The organism is Nocardiopsis endophytica (assembly GCF_027706725.1).
In the GTDB taxonomy this organism is placed as follows: domain Bacteria; phylum Actinomycetota; class Actinomycetes; order Streptosporangiales; family Streptosporangiaceae; genus Nocardiopsis_A; species Nocardiopsis_A endophytica.
Genome location: NZ_JAQFWQ010000006.1, coordinates 98,768 through 112,964, shown reverse-complemented (window position 1 = coordinate 112,964; position 14,197 = coordinate 98,768). Strand labels below are relative to the sequence as shown.

General features: G+C 73.0%; 13 protein-coding genes. 3 read left to right on the top strand and 10 right to left on the bottom strand.

Going from position 1 to position 14,197, the window contains the following annotated elements; all coding sequences use genetic code 11:
• Positions 1-328 precede the first annotated feature (328 nt).
• The 7 genes from O4J56_RS03825 to O4J56_RS03795 form a co-directional block, all read right to left on the bottom strand.
• On the bottom strand, positions 329-661 hold the full coding sequence (locus tag O4J56_RS03825) for a serine protease inhibitor (protein ID WP_270683660.1): 333 nt from the start codon (positions 659-661) through the stop codon (positions 329-331).
• 479 nt (positions 662-1,140) lie between these two features.
• Positions 1,141-1,920 carry a phosphate ABC transporter ATP-binding protein PstB gene (gene pstB / locus O4J56_RS03820; protein WP_270683659.1) on the bottom strand — a complete coding sequence of 260 codons (780 nt, stop codon included), beginning with the start codon at positions 1,918-1,920 and terminating at the stop codon, positions 1,141-1,143.
• 49 nt (positions 1,921-1,969) lie between these two features.
• On the bottom strand, positions 1,970-3,061 hold the full coding sequence (pstA, locus tag O4J56_RS03815; RefSeq protein WP_270683658.1) for a phosphate ABC transporter permease PstA: 1,092 nt from the start codon (positions 3,059-3,061) through the stop codon (positions 1,970-1,972).
• Positions 3,062-4,027 (bottom strand): phosphate ABC transporter permease subunit PstC, encoded by a 966-nt coding sequence (gene pstC, locus O4J56_RS03810; protein WP_270683657.1) that lies wholly within the window; start codon positions 4,025-4,027, stop codon positions 3,062-3,064.
• A 238-nt stretch (positions 4,028-4,265) separates the two neighbouring features.
• Positions 4,266-5,396 carry a phosphate ABC transporter substrate-binding protein PstS gene (pstS, locus tag O4J56_RS03805; RefSeq protein ID WP_270683656.1) on the bottom strand — a complete coding sequence of 377 codons (1,131 nt, stop codon included), beginning with the start codon at positions 5,394-5,396 and terminating at the stop codon, positions 4,266-4,268.
• Between the two features lie 281 nt (positions 5,397-5,677).
• Complete coding sequence (gene mshD, locus O4J56_RS03800; protein WP_270683655.1) at positions 5,678-6,661, bottom strand: mycothiol synthase; 984 nt, start codon at positions 6,659-6,661, stop codon at positions 5,678-5,680.
• A gap of 26 nt (positions 6,662-6,687) precedes the next feature.
• A complete protein-coding gene (locus O4J56_RS03795; RefSeq protein ID WP_270683654.1) occupies positions 6,688-8,043 on the bottom strand; it encodes a 6-phospho-beta-glucosidase in 1,356 nt (451 codons plus the stop codon).
• A gap of 143 nt (positions 8,044-8,186) precedes the next feature.
• Here O4J56_RS03795 and O4J56_RS03790 point away from each other — a divergent pair, with 143 nt between their 5' ends.
• On the top strand, positions 8,187-9,296 hold the full coding sequence (locus O4J56_RS03790; RefSeq protein ID WP_270683653.1) for a carbohydrate kinase family protein: 1,110 nt from the start codon (positions 8,187-8,189) through the stop codon (positions 9,294-9,296).
• 37 nt (positions 9,297-9,333) lie between these two features.
• Here the strand turns inward: O4J56_RS03790 and O4J56_RS03785 are convergent, their stop codons facing one another.
• Positions 9,334-11,067 carry a BCCT family transporter gene (locus O4J56_RS03785; protein ID WP_270683652.1) on the bottom strand — a complete coding sequence of 578 codons (1,734 nt, stop codon included), beginning with the start codon at positions 11,065-11,067 and terminating at the stop codon, positions 9,334-9,336.
• A 231-nt stretch (positions 11,068-11,298) separates the two neighbouring features.
• Positions 11,299-12,141, bottom strand: a complete 843-nt coding sequence (locus tag O4J56_RS03780) for an exonuclease domain-containing protein (protein WP_270683651.1) — start codon at positions 12,139-12,141, stop codon at positions 11,299-11,301.
• 199 nt (positions 12,142-12,340) lie between these two features.
• Between O4J56_RS03780 and O4J56_RS03775 the strand changes: the two genes are divergently transcribed.
• Entirely contained in the window at positions 12,341-12,550 is a 210-nt protein-coding gene (locus tag O4J56_RS03775; RefSeq protein ID WP_270683650.1) for a hypothetical protein, read from the top strand.
• A 266-nt stretch (positions 12,551-12,816) separates the two neighbouring features.
• Complete coding sequence (locus tag O4J56_RS03770) at positions 12,817-13,248, top strand: hypothetical protein (protein WP_270683649.1); 432 nt, start codon at positions 12,817-12,819, stop codon at positions 13,246-13,248.
• Here the strand turns inward: O4J56_RS03770 and O4J56_RS03765 are convergent.
• Entirely contained in the window at positions 13,238-13,783 is a 546-nt protein-coding gene (locus O4J56_RS03765) for a hypothetical protein (protein WP_270683648.1), read from the bottom strand. The genes O4J56_RS03770 and O4J56_RS03765 overlap by 11 nt on opposite strands.
• Positions 13,784-14,197: the final 414 nt, after the last annotated feature.

Sequence of the window (14,197 nt, the reverse complement as noted above, 5' to 3'; positions counted from 1 at the left end):
CCGGCCCCGGCAGACGCTGGGGTGGGACACCCCGGCCCAGCGCCTGGCCGAGCTGATCACCCCCGACCCGGCGCCCGGCCCGTAGTTGCACTCACCACTTGACACCGCCCACGCCGGTAGGGGCGTTTCCCCCGAGATCAACGACGGGGTGCGGCCCGCGCCGCGCGGACGCTCCCACAGGTCCACGCGCGGCGCGGGCCGCGTGTCCCGCCGTACGGCCCGCACCCCGTGCGGCGGGACGGGGACCGCCTTGCGCGCCGTCCCCGCGGCCCCTGGGGAGAGGGGCGCGGGTCGTCCGGTGGCGGCGCCGGCGGTCCGGCCTGGCGCGCTATCCGACCTGCGGAGCGCGCGAGACGATCAGTGGTGCGGGGTCCTCGCCTTCGTGGAAGACGTGGACCCGGTCGCACCGGAAGTCCATGGTCACGAACGAGCCCTTCGGCACGAGGACGGCGTCGACGCGGGGGTTCTCCCGCTCGATCACGCGCTCTGCCGTGTGGGCGTCGGCGCCCGCCAGCTCGGGCCAGGACTGCTTGCCCGTGCACAGGGCGGCGCCGGAGGTGTCGCCGGCGCCGGCCTCGGCGGCCCCGGCGGTGGCCGGGAGGAGCGCCGTGAGGGCGGTCGCGCAGGCGAGGACGGAACCCGCGAGGGTAACGCGGTGCATTGGTGTTCCCTTCCAACTTGTGATTGCGAGGGACACCGCAGAATGTAGCAACGAATGGCCGGACGCGCATTACGGGCCGATCACGCGAGGGTTGCGCGGAGGGTGCGCGTTTGAATGCCGTGAAAATGGCTGGTGGCGGACGTGCGCGCGGTCATTGTCTACCGTATGGCGGCCGGATCGTTGAATGTCGCACTAAATTATCGGTCGATCGCGGACCGTGAACAGGCTGGTCATGGCGCTGTGCTGGGTGGGAGCGCGCCCGCGGTGCCCGGCGTCGCGGTGAGTGTGTCCTTCTTCACATCGCGTGTCCGCCGTGTTCCGATCCGGAGTTCCCCTAACTGCGGAGGTTTTTTCGCAGGCCGGCGCGGGGGCGGTCATTTCCGCTGGATGGCGCATTCACGGCTCCGGGATCCCGCCGGTTCCGGAATGAGAAAAGGGCGGCGGGGAGGACCCCGCCGCCCTCTCCGGGCGCCCGGTGCTCAGCCGAAGCGGCCGGTGATGTAGTTCTCGGTCTCCTGCTCGTCCGGCTTGGTGAAGATCTTGTTGGTCTCGCCCATCTCGATCAGCTTGCCGGGCTTGCCGGTGCCGGCCAGGTTGAAGAACGCCGTCCGGTCGCTCACCCGCGCGGCCTGCTGCATGTTGTGGGTGACGATGACGATCGTGTACTCCTCCTTGAGCTTGTGGATGAGGTCCTCGATCGCCAGCGTGGAGATGGGGTCCAGGGCCGAGCAGGGCTCGTCCATGAGCAGCACGCTGGGCTCCACCGCGGTGGCCCGGGCGATGCACAGCCGCTGCTGCTGGCCGCCGGACAGGCCCGCCCCGGGCTTGTTGAGCCGGTCCTTGACCTCCTCCCAGAGGTTGGCCCCGCGCAGCGAGCGCTCCACCAGGTCGTCGGCGGTGGACTTGCTCATGCGCTTGTTGTTGAGCTTGGCCCCGGCGATGACGTTGTCGTAGATGGACATGGTGGGGAATGGGTTGGCCTTCTGGAAGACCATGCCCACCTCGCGCCGGACCTCGACCGGGTCCACGTCGGCGCCGTAGATGTCCATGTCGTCGAGCATCACCTTGCCGTCGACGCGCGCGCCGGGGGTGACCTCGTGCATGCGGTTGAGGGTGCGCAGGAACGTCGACTTGCCGCAGCCCGACGACCCGATGAAGGCCGTCACCGACCGGGGCTCGATGGTCATGGAGACGTCCTCGACGGCGAGGAAGTCCCCGTAGTACACGTGCAGACCGGAGACGTCGATTCGTTTGGCCACTGGTAGTCCTCAGGTGTCTCTAGCGTGTGTCGGTGGGTCGTCGTGCCGGTCAGCGGCCGAGTTTGGGTGCGAACAGCCGGGAGATCAGGCGCGCGGCCAGGAACAGCAGCATGACGATGGCGATCAGCGTCAGCGCCGCGGCCCAGGCGCGCTCCATGTTGACCGCCCCTCCCATGCGCACCTGCGAGTAGATGAACACCGGCAGGCTCATCATCTGCCCGTTGAACAGGTTCCAGTTGATCGCCACCGCCGAGGACCCGGCGGTGAGCACCAGGGGTGCCGTCTCTCCGATAACACGGGCCAGGGCCAGCATGATTCCCGTGGTCAGACCGGCCACGGCGGTGGGCAGGACGACCTTCACGATGGTCAGCCACTTGGGCACGCCCAGCGCGTAGGAGGCCTCGCGCAGCTCCTGGGGCACCAGCCGCAGCATCTCCTCGCTGGAGCGCACCACGACCGGGATCATCAGCACGGACAGCGAGATGGCGCCGGCGGCGCCGTTGGTCTGCCCGGGGCCGAAGAGCATCATCCACAGGGCGACCACGAACAGGCCGGCCACGATGGAGGGGATGCCGGTCATCACGTCCACGAAGAAGGTGATGGCCTTGGCGAGCCGTCCCCGCCCGTACTCCACCAGGTAGATCGCGGTGAAGATGCCGATCGGGATGGAGATCAGCGCCGCCAGCCCGGTGATGGCGATGGTGCCGACGATGGCGTGGTAGACGCCCCCGGCGTCCATGCTCGGCGTCACGCCGTTCATGGACACGGTGAGGAAGTAGCCGTCCAGCCGCTTGAGCCCCTCCAGCACCACGGTGGTGAGCAGGGACAGCAGCGGCAGCATGGCCGCGCCGAAGCAGATGTAGACCACCGCGGTGACCAGGCGGTCCTTCGCCTTGCGCGGGTTCTCCACGGCCGCCGAGGCGATGCCGATCACCAGGGCGTACAGCACGGCGGTGATCAGCCCGGCGCTCACCAGGTGGAAGGAGCCGACGGCGAGCAGGGCGCCGGAGGCGGCGATCGCCGAGCCCGCCAGCACCGCCGGGGCGGCCGCGCGCGGCAGGGAGCGTCCGCGCATGGAGCGCTGGGCCTGGGGACCGTCACCGGCCGAGCCGGTGGACTGCGGTCGGGTCGTGGTGGTCATTTAGGAGAACTCCTTGCGCCGCGCGACGACGAACCGGGCGCCCATGTTGACGACCAGGGTGATGGCGAACAGCACCAGGCCGGCGGCGATCAGGGCGGAGACGCCGTACCCGGTGGCCTCGGGGTACTGCAGCGCGATGTGCGCCGCGATGGTCTGGTTGCCGCTCTGCAGCAGGAACGGCGAGATCACCAGCGAGGGGGACAGGATCATGGCCACCGCCATGGTCTCGCCCAGGGCGCGGCCCAGGCCCAGCATGGCGCCGCCGATGACGCCGGGGCGGCCGAAGGGCAGCACCGCCATCCGGATCATCTCCCAGCGGGTGGCGCCCATCGCCAGGGCGGCCTCCCGGTGGCCCTGGGGGACCTGCTTGAACACGTCGCGCGACATGGCGGTGATGATCGGCAGGATCATCACCGCGAGCACGATGCCGGCGCTGAGCATCGTGCGGCCGGTGGTGGAGACCGGCCCGGCGAACAGCGGGATCCAGCCCAGGTAGGTGGTGAGCCCGTCGTAGAAGCCCTGTAGCTCGAAGACGAGGTAGCCGATGCCCCAGAGGCCGTAGACCACGCTGGGGATGGCCGCCAGCAGGTCGACCAGGTACCCCAGGACGGCGGCGATGCGGCGCGGCGCGTAGTAGACGATGAACAGCGCGATGCCGATCGCGATCGGGGTGGCGATCACCAGCGCGATGGCCGCGGCCAGCACCGTGCCGAAGGCCAGGGCCGCCACACCGAAGGCCGGGTTCTCCCGGGTGTTGGCCTCCCAGGACTCGGTGGTGAAGAAGTTGGCGGTGTTGGCCGACAGGGCGTCGGACGACTGGATGATCAGGAAGGCCGCCACCCCCGCCAGGATCGCCAGGATCAGGATCCCCGACCCGCGGGCGGTGTTGGCGAAGACGACGTCGCCGACGCGGCGCTTGCCCCGGATCTGAGGGGGCGCCGTCGCTGACGGGTCCGTGGTGGTCATGTGAGACTCCGGTCGAGATGGGTCACGGTCCGCCCCCGGGCGGACAGGGGTTGTCCTCGGAACATGCCGTGGCAGGGCCGTCTACATTCTGGGGTGCCGCCGGGGGCGCTTCGACCACATCCCGAAGCGGCGCGCCGCACACCCGTGCGGACCGGACCGGTGTGCCCGCGCACGCCAAGGGCGGGGACGGCGCCGGTGCGGCGCCCTCCCCACCCTGAGGCGGCCCTGCCTCGCGGAATCAGGACTCCGCGGAGATCTGGTCGATGGTGCCCTGGAGGGACTCGCGGGTCTGGTCGCTGAGCGGGGCCGAGCCGGCCTCCTCGGCGACGGCCTGCTGGCCCTCCTCGCTGACGACGTAGGACAGGTAGCTCTTGACCAGGTCGGCCTCGTTCTGGTCGCCGTAGACCATGCAGGCGACCTCGTAGGAGACCAGGACGATCGGGTAGGCGCTGGTGTCGTCGGAGGTGTAGTCCAGCTCGATCGCGTGGTCGTTGTCGGAGTTCTCCTCGCGCTTGGGCGAGGCGTCCACGATGGCGGCGGCCGCCTCGGGGCTGTACTCGACGAAGTCGTCGCCGACGCCGACCGCGGCGGTGCCCAGCTCGCCGACGTGCGAGGCGTCGACGTAGCCGATGGTGCCCTGGCCGCCCTCGACGGCGGAGACCACGCCGGAGGAGCCCTGGGCGGCCTCGACCGGGTCGATCGGCCAGTCGCCGCTGACCTCGTGCGGCCAGGCGTCGCCGGCGGCCTCGGACAGGTAGGCGACGAAGTTCTCGGTGGTGCCGGACTCGTCCGAGCGGTTCACCGGGACGATGTCGGTGTCGGGGAGCTCGACGTCGGGGTTGTCCTCGGCGATCGCGTCGTCGTTCCACTTGGTGATCTTCTGGTCGAAGATCCCGGCGATCGTCTCGGGCGACAGGTTGAGGCTGTCCACCCCCTCGAGGTTGAACACCACGGCGATGGGGGAGATGTAGGCGGGGAGGTTGACCACCTCGGCGCCGTCGCAGCGCTCGACGGCCTGCTCGGTCTCCTGCTCGTCCAGGGCCGCGTCGGACCCGGCGAAGGAGACCGCCCCGTCGATGAACTGCGAGCGGCCCGCGCCCGAGCCGACCGAGTCGTACTGGACGGTGGTGCCCTCGCAGGCGCCCTCGTAGGCCGCCTTCCAGGTGGCCATCGCGTTCTCCTGGGAGCTCGCACCGGCCCCGGAGAGGGTGCCGCCGCCGTCGACGCACTCGGCGGAGCCGGCCGAGGCCGCGCCCCCGCCGTTCTCGGGGTCGACGGCCTGGTCGCTTCCGCAGGCGGCCAGGGCCATCGTGCCGGCCAGCGCGATGCCGGTGTAGCCCGCGAACCGGCGGTACTTGAAGAGCTTCACAGCCCCGGTGTCCTTCCTCTGGACGTCCGAACCGTCATTGACGTGGGCGAGCCCTGCGGTGGCCCGTCGCGGTGATTTGTCCGGATCGACGCTCAATGCTCCGCTGACCTCGCCAAATGCGACGTTAGGGAGGCCAGGTGACCAGCGCTCCCAGCGAGGGTGAACAGAGGGTGAACGCGGGGACGAGACTGGCGGAAGGCGGGTGGGAGAAATCATGGACGTGAGGTGAACCACGGCGCGCCCCCCTTGAGCGCGCCGCGGTGACCAGTAGTGCGCTGCTCTCAGTCGCCCGGGGCGTACATGACGTCGCCGTCCCAGACCTCGAATCCGAGGGACTCGTAGAGGCGCACGGCGGCCCGGTTGTCCTCGTCGACGTAGAGCAGCACCCAGGGCAGGCCGCGGTCGCGCAGGTCCCGCACCCCGGTGAGGGTGAGCAGCCGGCCCAGGCCGGTGCCCTGCCAGGACGGGTCGACCCCGACCACGTACACCTCGCCCACCGGTTCGCCGTCGGTCAGCCCCGCGCCGTCGGCGTGCACCTTGGTCCAGTGGAACCCGGCGATCCGGGCCCCCTCGCCGTCCTGTCCGGCCCGGCCGCTCCGCTCTCCGGCCTCCTCGGCGACGAAGAAGCCCTCGGCGTCGAACCACGGCTCGGCCTGGCGCTGGCGCAGGTCCTCCAGCGTCACCCCGCCCTGCTCGGGGTGGTCGGCGAAGGCCGCGGCGTTGGTGCGGAGCCAGGCCGCCTCGTCCTCGCCGGGGCGGAAGGCGCGCACCCGCACCCCGTCGGCGACGGCGCCGGACGGCTTCGGCTCGGGCAGGTCCACCGGGGAGCCGTCCCCGCCGCGCAGCCGCAGCCGCATCTTGAGCAGGCTGCGCGCCCGCCGCCAGCCCAGGGCCTCGGCCAGCCCCTGAGCGGAGGGCAGGCGGCCGTGCGCCCACACCCGTACCCCGGCGTCCCCGGCGTCGGCGCGCAGCGAGCGGGCCAGCGCGGTCCCGTGCCCGCGGCGGCGGCGCCCCGGCGCCACCAGCAGCTCGGCGGAGTCGGGCTCGCCGGCGGACTTCTCGGCGAAGGCGAAGCCCGCCAGGTCGCCCTCCTCGACGAGCAGGTGGAAGCGGGCCGTGCCCTCGGGGGACCCGTGGCGCACCCGCAGGACCGTCTGCTCGGAGAGCGCCTCGGCGTCGTCCAGCGCGTGGGCCTCCTCGGCCAGCGCCAGGACGCGCTCGGCGTCCTCCGCGTCGAGCGAGCGAACGATGCGGACCTCGTCCATCGGCCTGCCTTTCCAGGTATGCGGCTCTAGTCGTGCCTCAGCACTCGCTGCAGCTCCGGGAAGGCCCGGGTGTATTCCTCCAGGAGCGTGTGGGCCGCCTCCACCGAGTCGACCAGGGGGTGGGTGGCGAAAGCCCGCAGGGCGGCCGTGCGGGACCCCGTGCGGACCGCCTCGATCACGTCGCGCTCGACGGCCTTGACCGACCGCACCAGCCCCTCCTGGTGGCCGGTGAGCGGGGCGGCGGCGAGGGGGTGGGCGCCCGAGCCGTCGACCATGCAGGGGAGCTCCACCACCGCGTCGGGGTCGACCCCCGGCAGGGCGCCGCGCCCGCGCGTGTTGACGATCAGGCGCGTGGGCTCGTCCCGGGCGACGGCGCGCATGACGGCCAGGGCGACCTCCTCGTAGCCGCCGCCGTCGAGGTCCTCCGCCTCGCGCTCGAAGCCGCCCGCGGCACGGCGGTTGTCGGCCATGTAGGTGCGCTCCCGCTCCAGGCGGGTGCGGTCCCACAGCTCGTAGGCGTCGCCGGGGCGGTTCCGGGCCTCCTCGTAGAAGCGCCGCTGCTGTTCGACGATCTGCTCCCCGCGCGTGCGTGGGGCCGCCTGCGCCGCCCGGAGGGCCTCGCGGGCGAGGTAGTAGTAGTGCAGGTATTCGTTGGGCAGGGCGCCGACGGCGCGGATCCATTCGGCGCCGAAGAGCCGCCCCTCCTCGAAGGACTCCAGCGCGCGGGCGTCGGCGAGCAGGTCGGGCAGCAGGTCGCGCCCTCCCGAGCGCAGGCCCCGCACCCACCCCAGGTGGTTCAGCCCGGCGTAGTCGATGTGCACGTCCGCCGGGTCCAGCCCCAGCGCGCGGGCGGCACGGCGCCCCAGCCCCACGGGGGAGTCGCAGATGCCCACCACGCGATCGCCCAGGACGCCCGCCATCGCCTCGGTCACCAGCCCGGCCGGGTTGGTGAAGTTCACCAGCCAGGCCTCGGGCGCGTACTCGGCCACGTCGCGCGCGGCGGCGAGCGCTTCGGGAAGCGTGCGCAGCCCGTAGGAGATCCCGCCCGCGCCGACCGTCTCCTGCCCCAGCACACCGGAGTCGAGGGCGATGCGCTCGTCCAGGACGCGGCCCCGCATGCCGCCGACCCGCATGGCCGAGAACACCATCCCCGCCCCGTCCAGCGCGGCGGCGCGGTCGGTGGTCGCGTGCACCGGGACGTCCGCGCCGGAGCGCTCGCGCTGGGCGGCGAGAACGGCCGTGACCGCGTCGAGGCGGTCCCGGTCGGTGTCGTGCAGCGCCACCTCGGTGACGACCGGATCGCCCCGCAGGGCGTCCGCCGACAGGGCACGGTAGACGAGGGGGACGCGGAATCCTCCCCCGCCGAGGATCGTCAGACGCACGCCGCCAGCGTATCGGCGGCGCACGGCGGTGACAGGGGGGCCGGGCGGGAAGTACGGGAACGGCGTGGCGGATTCCGGCGCGACACGTGGGCCCCGAGTGCATAACCTGCTGGCACACACTCCATGGCCGATTGGAGGAGCACATGGAGGAGCAGAGCCGCGCGCTCGAATCCCTTCCGCTCGTCGGCGAGCGGAGGGACGTCCTGGCCGGGGAGCGGGGGCCCGAAGGAGAGGGCCCAGCGATCGACCTCGCGCTGAGCGGGACGGTGTTCTTCGACATCGTCCTGACCGGATTGAACGCGCCGCCCGCCCCCGGGACCGAGGTCGGGGCCCACGGGATGGGCTCGTGTCCCGGCGGCGTGGCCAACCTGGCCGTGGCCGCCTCGCGGCTGGGGCTGCGCACGGCCGTGGCCGCCGCCTTCGGGGAGGACGTCTACGGCGACTTCTCCTGGGAGACCCTGGAGCGCCAGGAGAAGGTGGACCTGAGCGCGTCCCGGCGCTTCCCCGACTGGCACTCGCCGTTCACGGTGTCGCTGGCCTGGAAGGGCGACCGGGGCATGGTCACCCACGAGCACCCGCCGCCCGAGCCGGTCGAGCGGCTGGCGAAGGCGCTGCCGCAGGCGCGGGCCGCCTTCGTGGGGCTGAGCCCCGGCGGGCCGGTGCCGGAGTGGGCGGCGCGCCAGGCCGAGGGCGGCGCCCGGATCTTCGCCGACGTCGGGTGGGACGACAGCCAGACCTGGTGCTCGTCGGTACTGGACCAGCTCGACCAGTGCTACGCGTTCATGCCCAACGCCATCGAGGCGATGTCCTACACCCGCACCGGCAGCCCCGCCTCGGCGCTGTCGGCGCTGGCCGACCGGGTGCCGGTGGCGGTGGTCACCGATGGGCCCCGCGGTGCGCTGGCGGTGGACCAGACCACCGGGGAGACCGCGGAGGCCGAGGGCGTGGTGCTGGAGGGCGTGGACACCACCGGCGCGGGCGACGTGTTCGGCGCCGCGTTCATCGTCGGCACCCTGGCCGGCTGGCCGCTGGAGCGGCGGCTGCGCTTCGCCAACCTGTGCGCCGCGCTGTCGGTCCAGCACACCGGCGGGTCCCTGTCCGCACCGGGCTGGGCCGACGTGGCCGCCTGGTGGGGCGGGGTGCGCGGCGGCACCGCGGGCGAGGGGTACGGCTTCCTGTCCGAGCTCGTCCCCATGGAGTGGATGCCCACGGACCGCCGCCGCGCCAGCGCGACGATCGGCCTGCGCGCCTGACCGGGGCGGACGCGCCCCGGTCAGGCGCCCTCCCGGGTCAGGCGCGCTCCGCGGAGGTGTCCTCGGTGGAGGTGTCCTCGGCCGCGGAGATCTCCAGCTGGAAGTCGCCGTCGTGGTCCTGGGCGCCGGCCACCACGGCGGCGGTGACCACCTCCTCGGCCTTGGCCGAGCGCAGCACCGTCGGGTCGCGCCGCAGGTCGCGCACGAGCGCCACGCACAGCAGCAGCAGGATCAGCGTGAACGGCGCGGCGACGATGATCGTGAGCGTCTGCAGGCCGCTGAGCGCGTCGCTGCCCCCGGCCAGCATCATGGTCGCGGCCACGCCGCCCATCATCAGGCCCCAGAAGACGGTGATCGGCCGCTTGGGCTCGATCGCGCCGCGCTGGGACATGGTGCCCATGATGATCGAGGCCGAGTCGGCGCCGGTGATGAAGAAGATGCCGATCAGCACCATCACCACCAGGGCCACGAAGGTGAACGCCGGGAACTCCTTGAGCAGCCCGAACAGCTGCGCCTCGGTGTCGCCCGCCGCCGACAGGTCGGTGCCGTTCATCTGCATGTACAGCGCGTTGCCGCCCATCACGGCGAACCAGACCAGGCTCAGCGCGCTGGGCACCAGGATGACGCCGCCGACGAACTCGCGGACGGTGCGCCCGCGGCTGATCCGGGCGATGAACATGCCCACGAACGGCGACCAGGAGATCCACCAGGCCCAGTAGAAGATCGTCCACCCGGACAGCCACTCCTCGGCGCCCTTCGCGGTGTCGGCGGTGCGCCCGGCGTTGGCGAAGAAGTCCTGGAAGTAGGCGCCCAGGGAGGTCGGGACCAGGTTGAACACGAACACCGTCGCCCCGGTGGCCAGCAGGAAGACCAGCACGGCCAGCGCCAGCACCAGGTTGGTGTTGGACAGCCACTGGATGCCCTTGGCCACGCCGGACACGGCCGAGGCGAGGAAGCACAGCAGCAGCACGCCGATGATGGTGAGCAGGACGGGCTCGGTCGGCTCGCCGATCCAGCCGATCTGGCGCAGGCCCTCGGCGATCTGCAGGGTGCCCAGGCCCAGCGAGGCGGCGGTGCCGAAGAGGGTCGCGAACAGGGCGAAGACGTCGATCAGGCGGCCCAGGGCGCCGCTGGCGTGCCGCTCGCCGATGAGCGGGGTGAACGCGGCGCTGATGAGCTGGCCCCGGCCGCGGCGGAAGGTGCCGTAGGCGATCGCCAGGCCCACCACGGCGTAGATCGCCCAGGGGTGCAGGGTCCAGTGGAACAGGGTGGTGGACATCGCGTGCCCCACCGCCGCGCCGGTCCCGGCGCCCTCGGTCCCCGGCGGAGGGGTGAGGAAGTGCCCCAAGGGCTCGCCCACGCCGTAGAACACCATGCCGATGCCCATGCCGGCGCCGAACATCATGGAGATCCAGGAGACCGTCCGGAACTCGGGCTCCTCGTCGTCGCGGCCCAGCCGGATGGAGCCGTACCTGCTGAACGCCAGCCACAGGGCGAACACCACGAACACCGAGGCGGAGAGGACGAAGACCCAGCCGCCGTTGTGCATGAGCGCCTGGAGCGCCCCCGCCGAAATGCCCTTCAGCGAGTCCTTGTTCACCACGCCCCAGACGAGGAACGCGATGGAGAGCACGGCCGCCACGCCGAACACGATCCGGTCGGTCTTGGGCTTGAGGTCGGCCCGGGAGCGCTCCGGCGGCTCCCAGAGCAGGTCCTCGGTACTGATCTCGCCCGTGGTGGGGCCGTTGCCGTTGCCGTTTTCTATCGCCACAGTTCCATCCGACGCCCCCGTATCAGGCGCGCCTCCTCCTCGCTCCGACGGTTTCAGGGCAGGCGGACCGGCACCGCCCTCGGGGGAAGGGGGCGGTGCTGACGCCGGGTGCGGCCGGCGGACACGGGTCCGGGCGGCCGGGCACACCCGTACCAGGCTAGGAGGTGAACGGTAAATAAAGTCCCGGGGGCGGCGTTTGTTACATTTCGAACAGTCGCCCGAACGCGCCGGTCAGCCGCTCTGCGGCCAGGAGCCGTCGATGGTCCGGCCGTGCCCGGGGCGGGTGCGGTCCAGCCAGTCCTGCAGCCCGCGCGCGTGCTCCAGCGCCCAGCCGACCTGCCGCTCGTGCAGCTCGGCGAGCGGGAGCGCGGCGATCTCCGGGCGGCGGGCGCCGATCTCGCGGGCCAGGGCCAGGCAGGCGGCCGCGTCGCCCTCGGCGGTGTGCGCGCCGTTCAGCTCCACCCGGTAGAAGGCGCACAGGTCGCCGAGGGTGCGGCGGCCCTTGCGGTAGGGGTCGGCCCCGCGGTCGATCACCAGCGGGTCGATGATCGGGCCCACCCGCCCGGCCAGCCGCTCGGCCGGCGTGGGCAGCCCCAGGCGGCGCAGCTCGGCGGAGAGCACCCCCAGGTCGAAGGGGGCGTTGAAGACGGCCAGGCCGTGCCCGGCGGCCAGGTGGCCGGTGAGGGCGTCGGCGATCTCGGGCAGCACCTTCTCCGCGGGCAGGCCCTCGGCGCGGGCGCGCTCGGTGGTGATGCCGTGCACCTCGACCGCCTCCGGCGGGATCTCGCGCGGCCCGGGGTCGACCAGCCAGGTGCGGGCCGTGCCGTCCGGGGCGACCAGGGCCGCCGACACCAGGAAGGCGGTGCGCGGGTCGGGGGAGGAGGTCTCGCAGTCGTACCCGGCGAGGGGGCCGGAGTGCCAGCCCGGGTGGTCGCCGCGCGGGGGCGCTGCCGGGCGCGGTGCGTGGTCGGCGCAGTAGACGCGCCAGCGCCCGTCCTCCTTGAGCGCCTCGCCCTCCCGGGCGGCGACGGAGGCCCCGCAGGCCGTGCAGGTCCCCGCGTAGTTGTTGCGCATGGTGGGCCTCGCTTTCCCCGTGGTCGTCGGAAGCGTATCGCCGGGGTGCGACGGTTCGTGCCGGAACGCCTGGAGGGCACTGGAGGGCAGGGGGGCGGGACCCTCGGGGCCCCTGGGGGACATGGCGCCCGCCGGGGCCGGGTACGCCCAAGGGAGCCGGAGGGACCGACGGGTCGGCCGAAGGGTCAAGGAGGACGAGATGAGCATGGAAGAGGCCCAGCGCCAGCTCGAAGCCGCCATCCACGACGCGCGCGTCGCGTTCGACTGCATCGCCCTCGACGACCTGGAGCGGGCGCACACCAACGCGATCACCTCGCGGGCCGCCGTCGACGCCGCCGAATACGCCATCAGGGTCGAACTCGAGAGCCGCGCCTCCGCCAAGGAGGACCAGGAACAGGAACAGGGGTGAAGCGGGGCCGCCGGACACGGACGGCGGCCGGAGCGGTGATGACCTCCGTCGGCCCCGGCCGACCTGGGGTCGTGCCCCGTGGAGTGGGCGGTGGGCTCCTGGGGTGGGCCCCGCCCGTCGGCGCGGCGGCCGTGTCCGTCACCGGGTGCCGTGCGGATCCGGAGGGTGCCGCGGCCCCCGCCCCCTGAACCCCTGCCTCTCCGGGGCGGCCGGCTGCGGCCAGGGGCGTCGAACACCTGTTCGCATCAAGCGGGTATGCTGGAGATATGTCCGACCAGCAGCTTCCCGCGGAGTGGCCGGCGAGTGTGCACCCGCCCGGCGCCGAGTCGTTCGGGCAGACCGCCGTGGTGTGGCTGTTCGACCAGGTTCCCGCCGACTACCGGCTGCACGGGGTGCTGCGGCGCCACCCGGTGGCGCTGTCCCGGCTGGCGCGCATCCACGTCGCGTCCTGCCTGGAGGGCGCCCGGCGGGGGTACCGCACCGCCCGCGTCGAACTGCGCGACCACCTGCCCCCGCACGCTCTGGACCAGGTGATGAACGCCTACCTGGACGAGGGCAAGCGCACCGCCGCGCTGCTGCGCCAGGTCGAGGCGGTCGACGCCGCGCTGCGCGCGCAGGCCGCCGAGGGCGGTGAGGGCGGTGAGGGTACGGCCGAAGGCGTGTCCGGAGGGGACGGCGGAGCGGAGGTCAGCCGCTGACCCGCACCACGACGGCCGCCTCGGGGCCGGTGTTGACCAGCCAGCGGCCGCCGCCGGAGCCCAGCGCGAGCGTGCGCCCGGCGGGGACCTCGCGCAGGGCGCGCATCCGGCCGTCCGGCGAGGTGGAGACCAGGTGGGCGCTCCCGGCCACCAGGCGCAGCACCGAGCCCGGGCCCGGGGCGCCCCCGGCGGGGGCGGGGAGCGCGGCGAAGCCGTTCGGCTCCAGGGCCAGGGTGCTCACCTTCATCCGCCCGGTGGCGTGGCGGCGGGCCGGGCGCGGCGCGGGCTGCCAGTGCCCGCGCCTGCGGGGCCACAGCGACGGCCGGGCCAGGGCGGCGGCGGCCGCCGCGGCCGCCGCGGCGAGCCGGCCCGGGGTGGGAGCGGTGCGGGGCGGTGCCAGGTGCGGATAGGCGGAGCGGCGCCCCGCGTCGACGATGTCGCCGATGCCGTCCGGGACGGCGGCGGGGCGCTCATCGATGACGGCGGAGTGTGTCGGCGCGGGTACGGCGAGTGCGGAAGCGGCAGTGTTCGACACCGGAGTCGGATCCTCGGTCGTGCGAAGGCGTGCGGAGAGGCGCTGCGGGTGGGCGGCGCGGGCTGCGCTGAGCAGCGGGAGGCGGCACTCGGCCGAGCGGCGGTCAGCGGCTCAAGGCCCGGAGGCGCGGTGCTCTACAGGAAGGGAAGGGCGCTCTCAGCGACACGAGAGGCGCGTACACGGCGACGGACACACGACGGCGGCCGCACGGCGGGAGGCCTCATGGGCCTGGCGGGCCATGACCGGTCGGGTCGCCTGGGTACGCGGATGCATGCGCACAAGGAGACCAACCTGCGGGAACGCTGTCAAGCGGAACGGCGGAAACGGAGTGTCGGGTGCGTCACGGGAATCGTCGCGCGCGTCCCGGGGATTTCGGTCGAATCCATTGCGGCGCGGGGGGTTCCGGTGGTGGCA

Coding starts and splice junctions, on each gene's coding strand:
- mshD (WP_270683655.1), bottom strand. CDS start 6,661: ATGGACGAGGTCCGCATCGTTCGCTCGCTCGACGCGGAGGACGCCGAG.
- O4J56_RS03825 (WP_270683660.1), bottom strand. CDS start 661: ATGCACCGCGTTACCCTCGCGGGTTCCGTCCTCGCCTGCGCGACCGCC.
- O4J56_RS03770 (WP_270683649.1), top strand. CDS start 12,817: ATGTCCGACCAGCAGCTTCCCGCGGAGTGGCCGGCGAGTGTGCACCCG.
- O4J56_RS03775 (WP_270683650.1), top strand. CDS start 12,341: ATGAGCATGGAAGAGGCCCAGCGCCAGCTCGAAGCCGCCATCCACGAC.
- O4J56_RS03790 (WP_270683653.1), top strand. CDS start 8,187: ATGGAGGAGCAGAGCCGCGCGCTCGAATCCCTTCCGCTCGTCGGCGAG.
- pstC (WP_270683657.1), bottom strand. CDS start 4,027: ATGACCACCACGGACCCGTCAGCGACGGCGCCCCCTCAGATCCGGGGC.
- pstA (WP_270683658.1), bottom strand. CDS start 3,061: ATGACCACCACGACCCGACCGCAGTCCACCGGCTCGGCCGGTGACGGT.
- O4J56_RS03780 (WP_270683651.1), bottom strand. CDS start 12,141: ATGCGCAACAACTACGCGGGGACCTGCACGGCCTGCGGGGCCTCCGTC.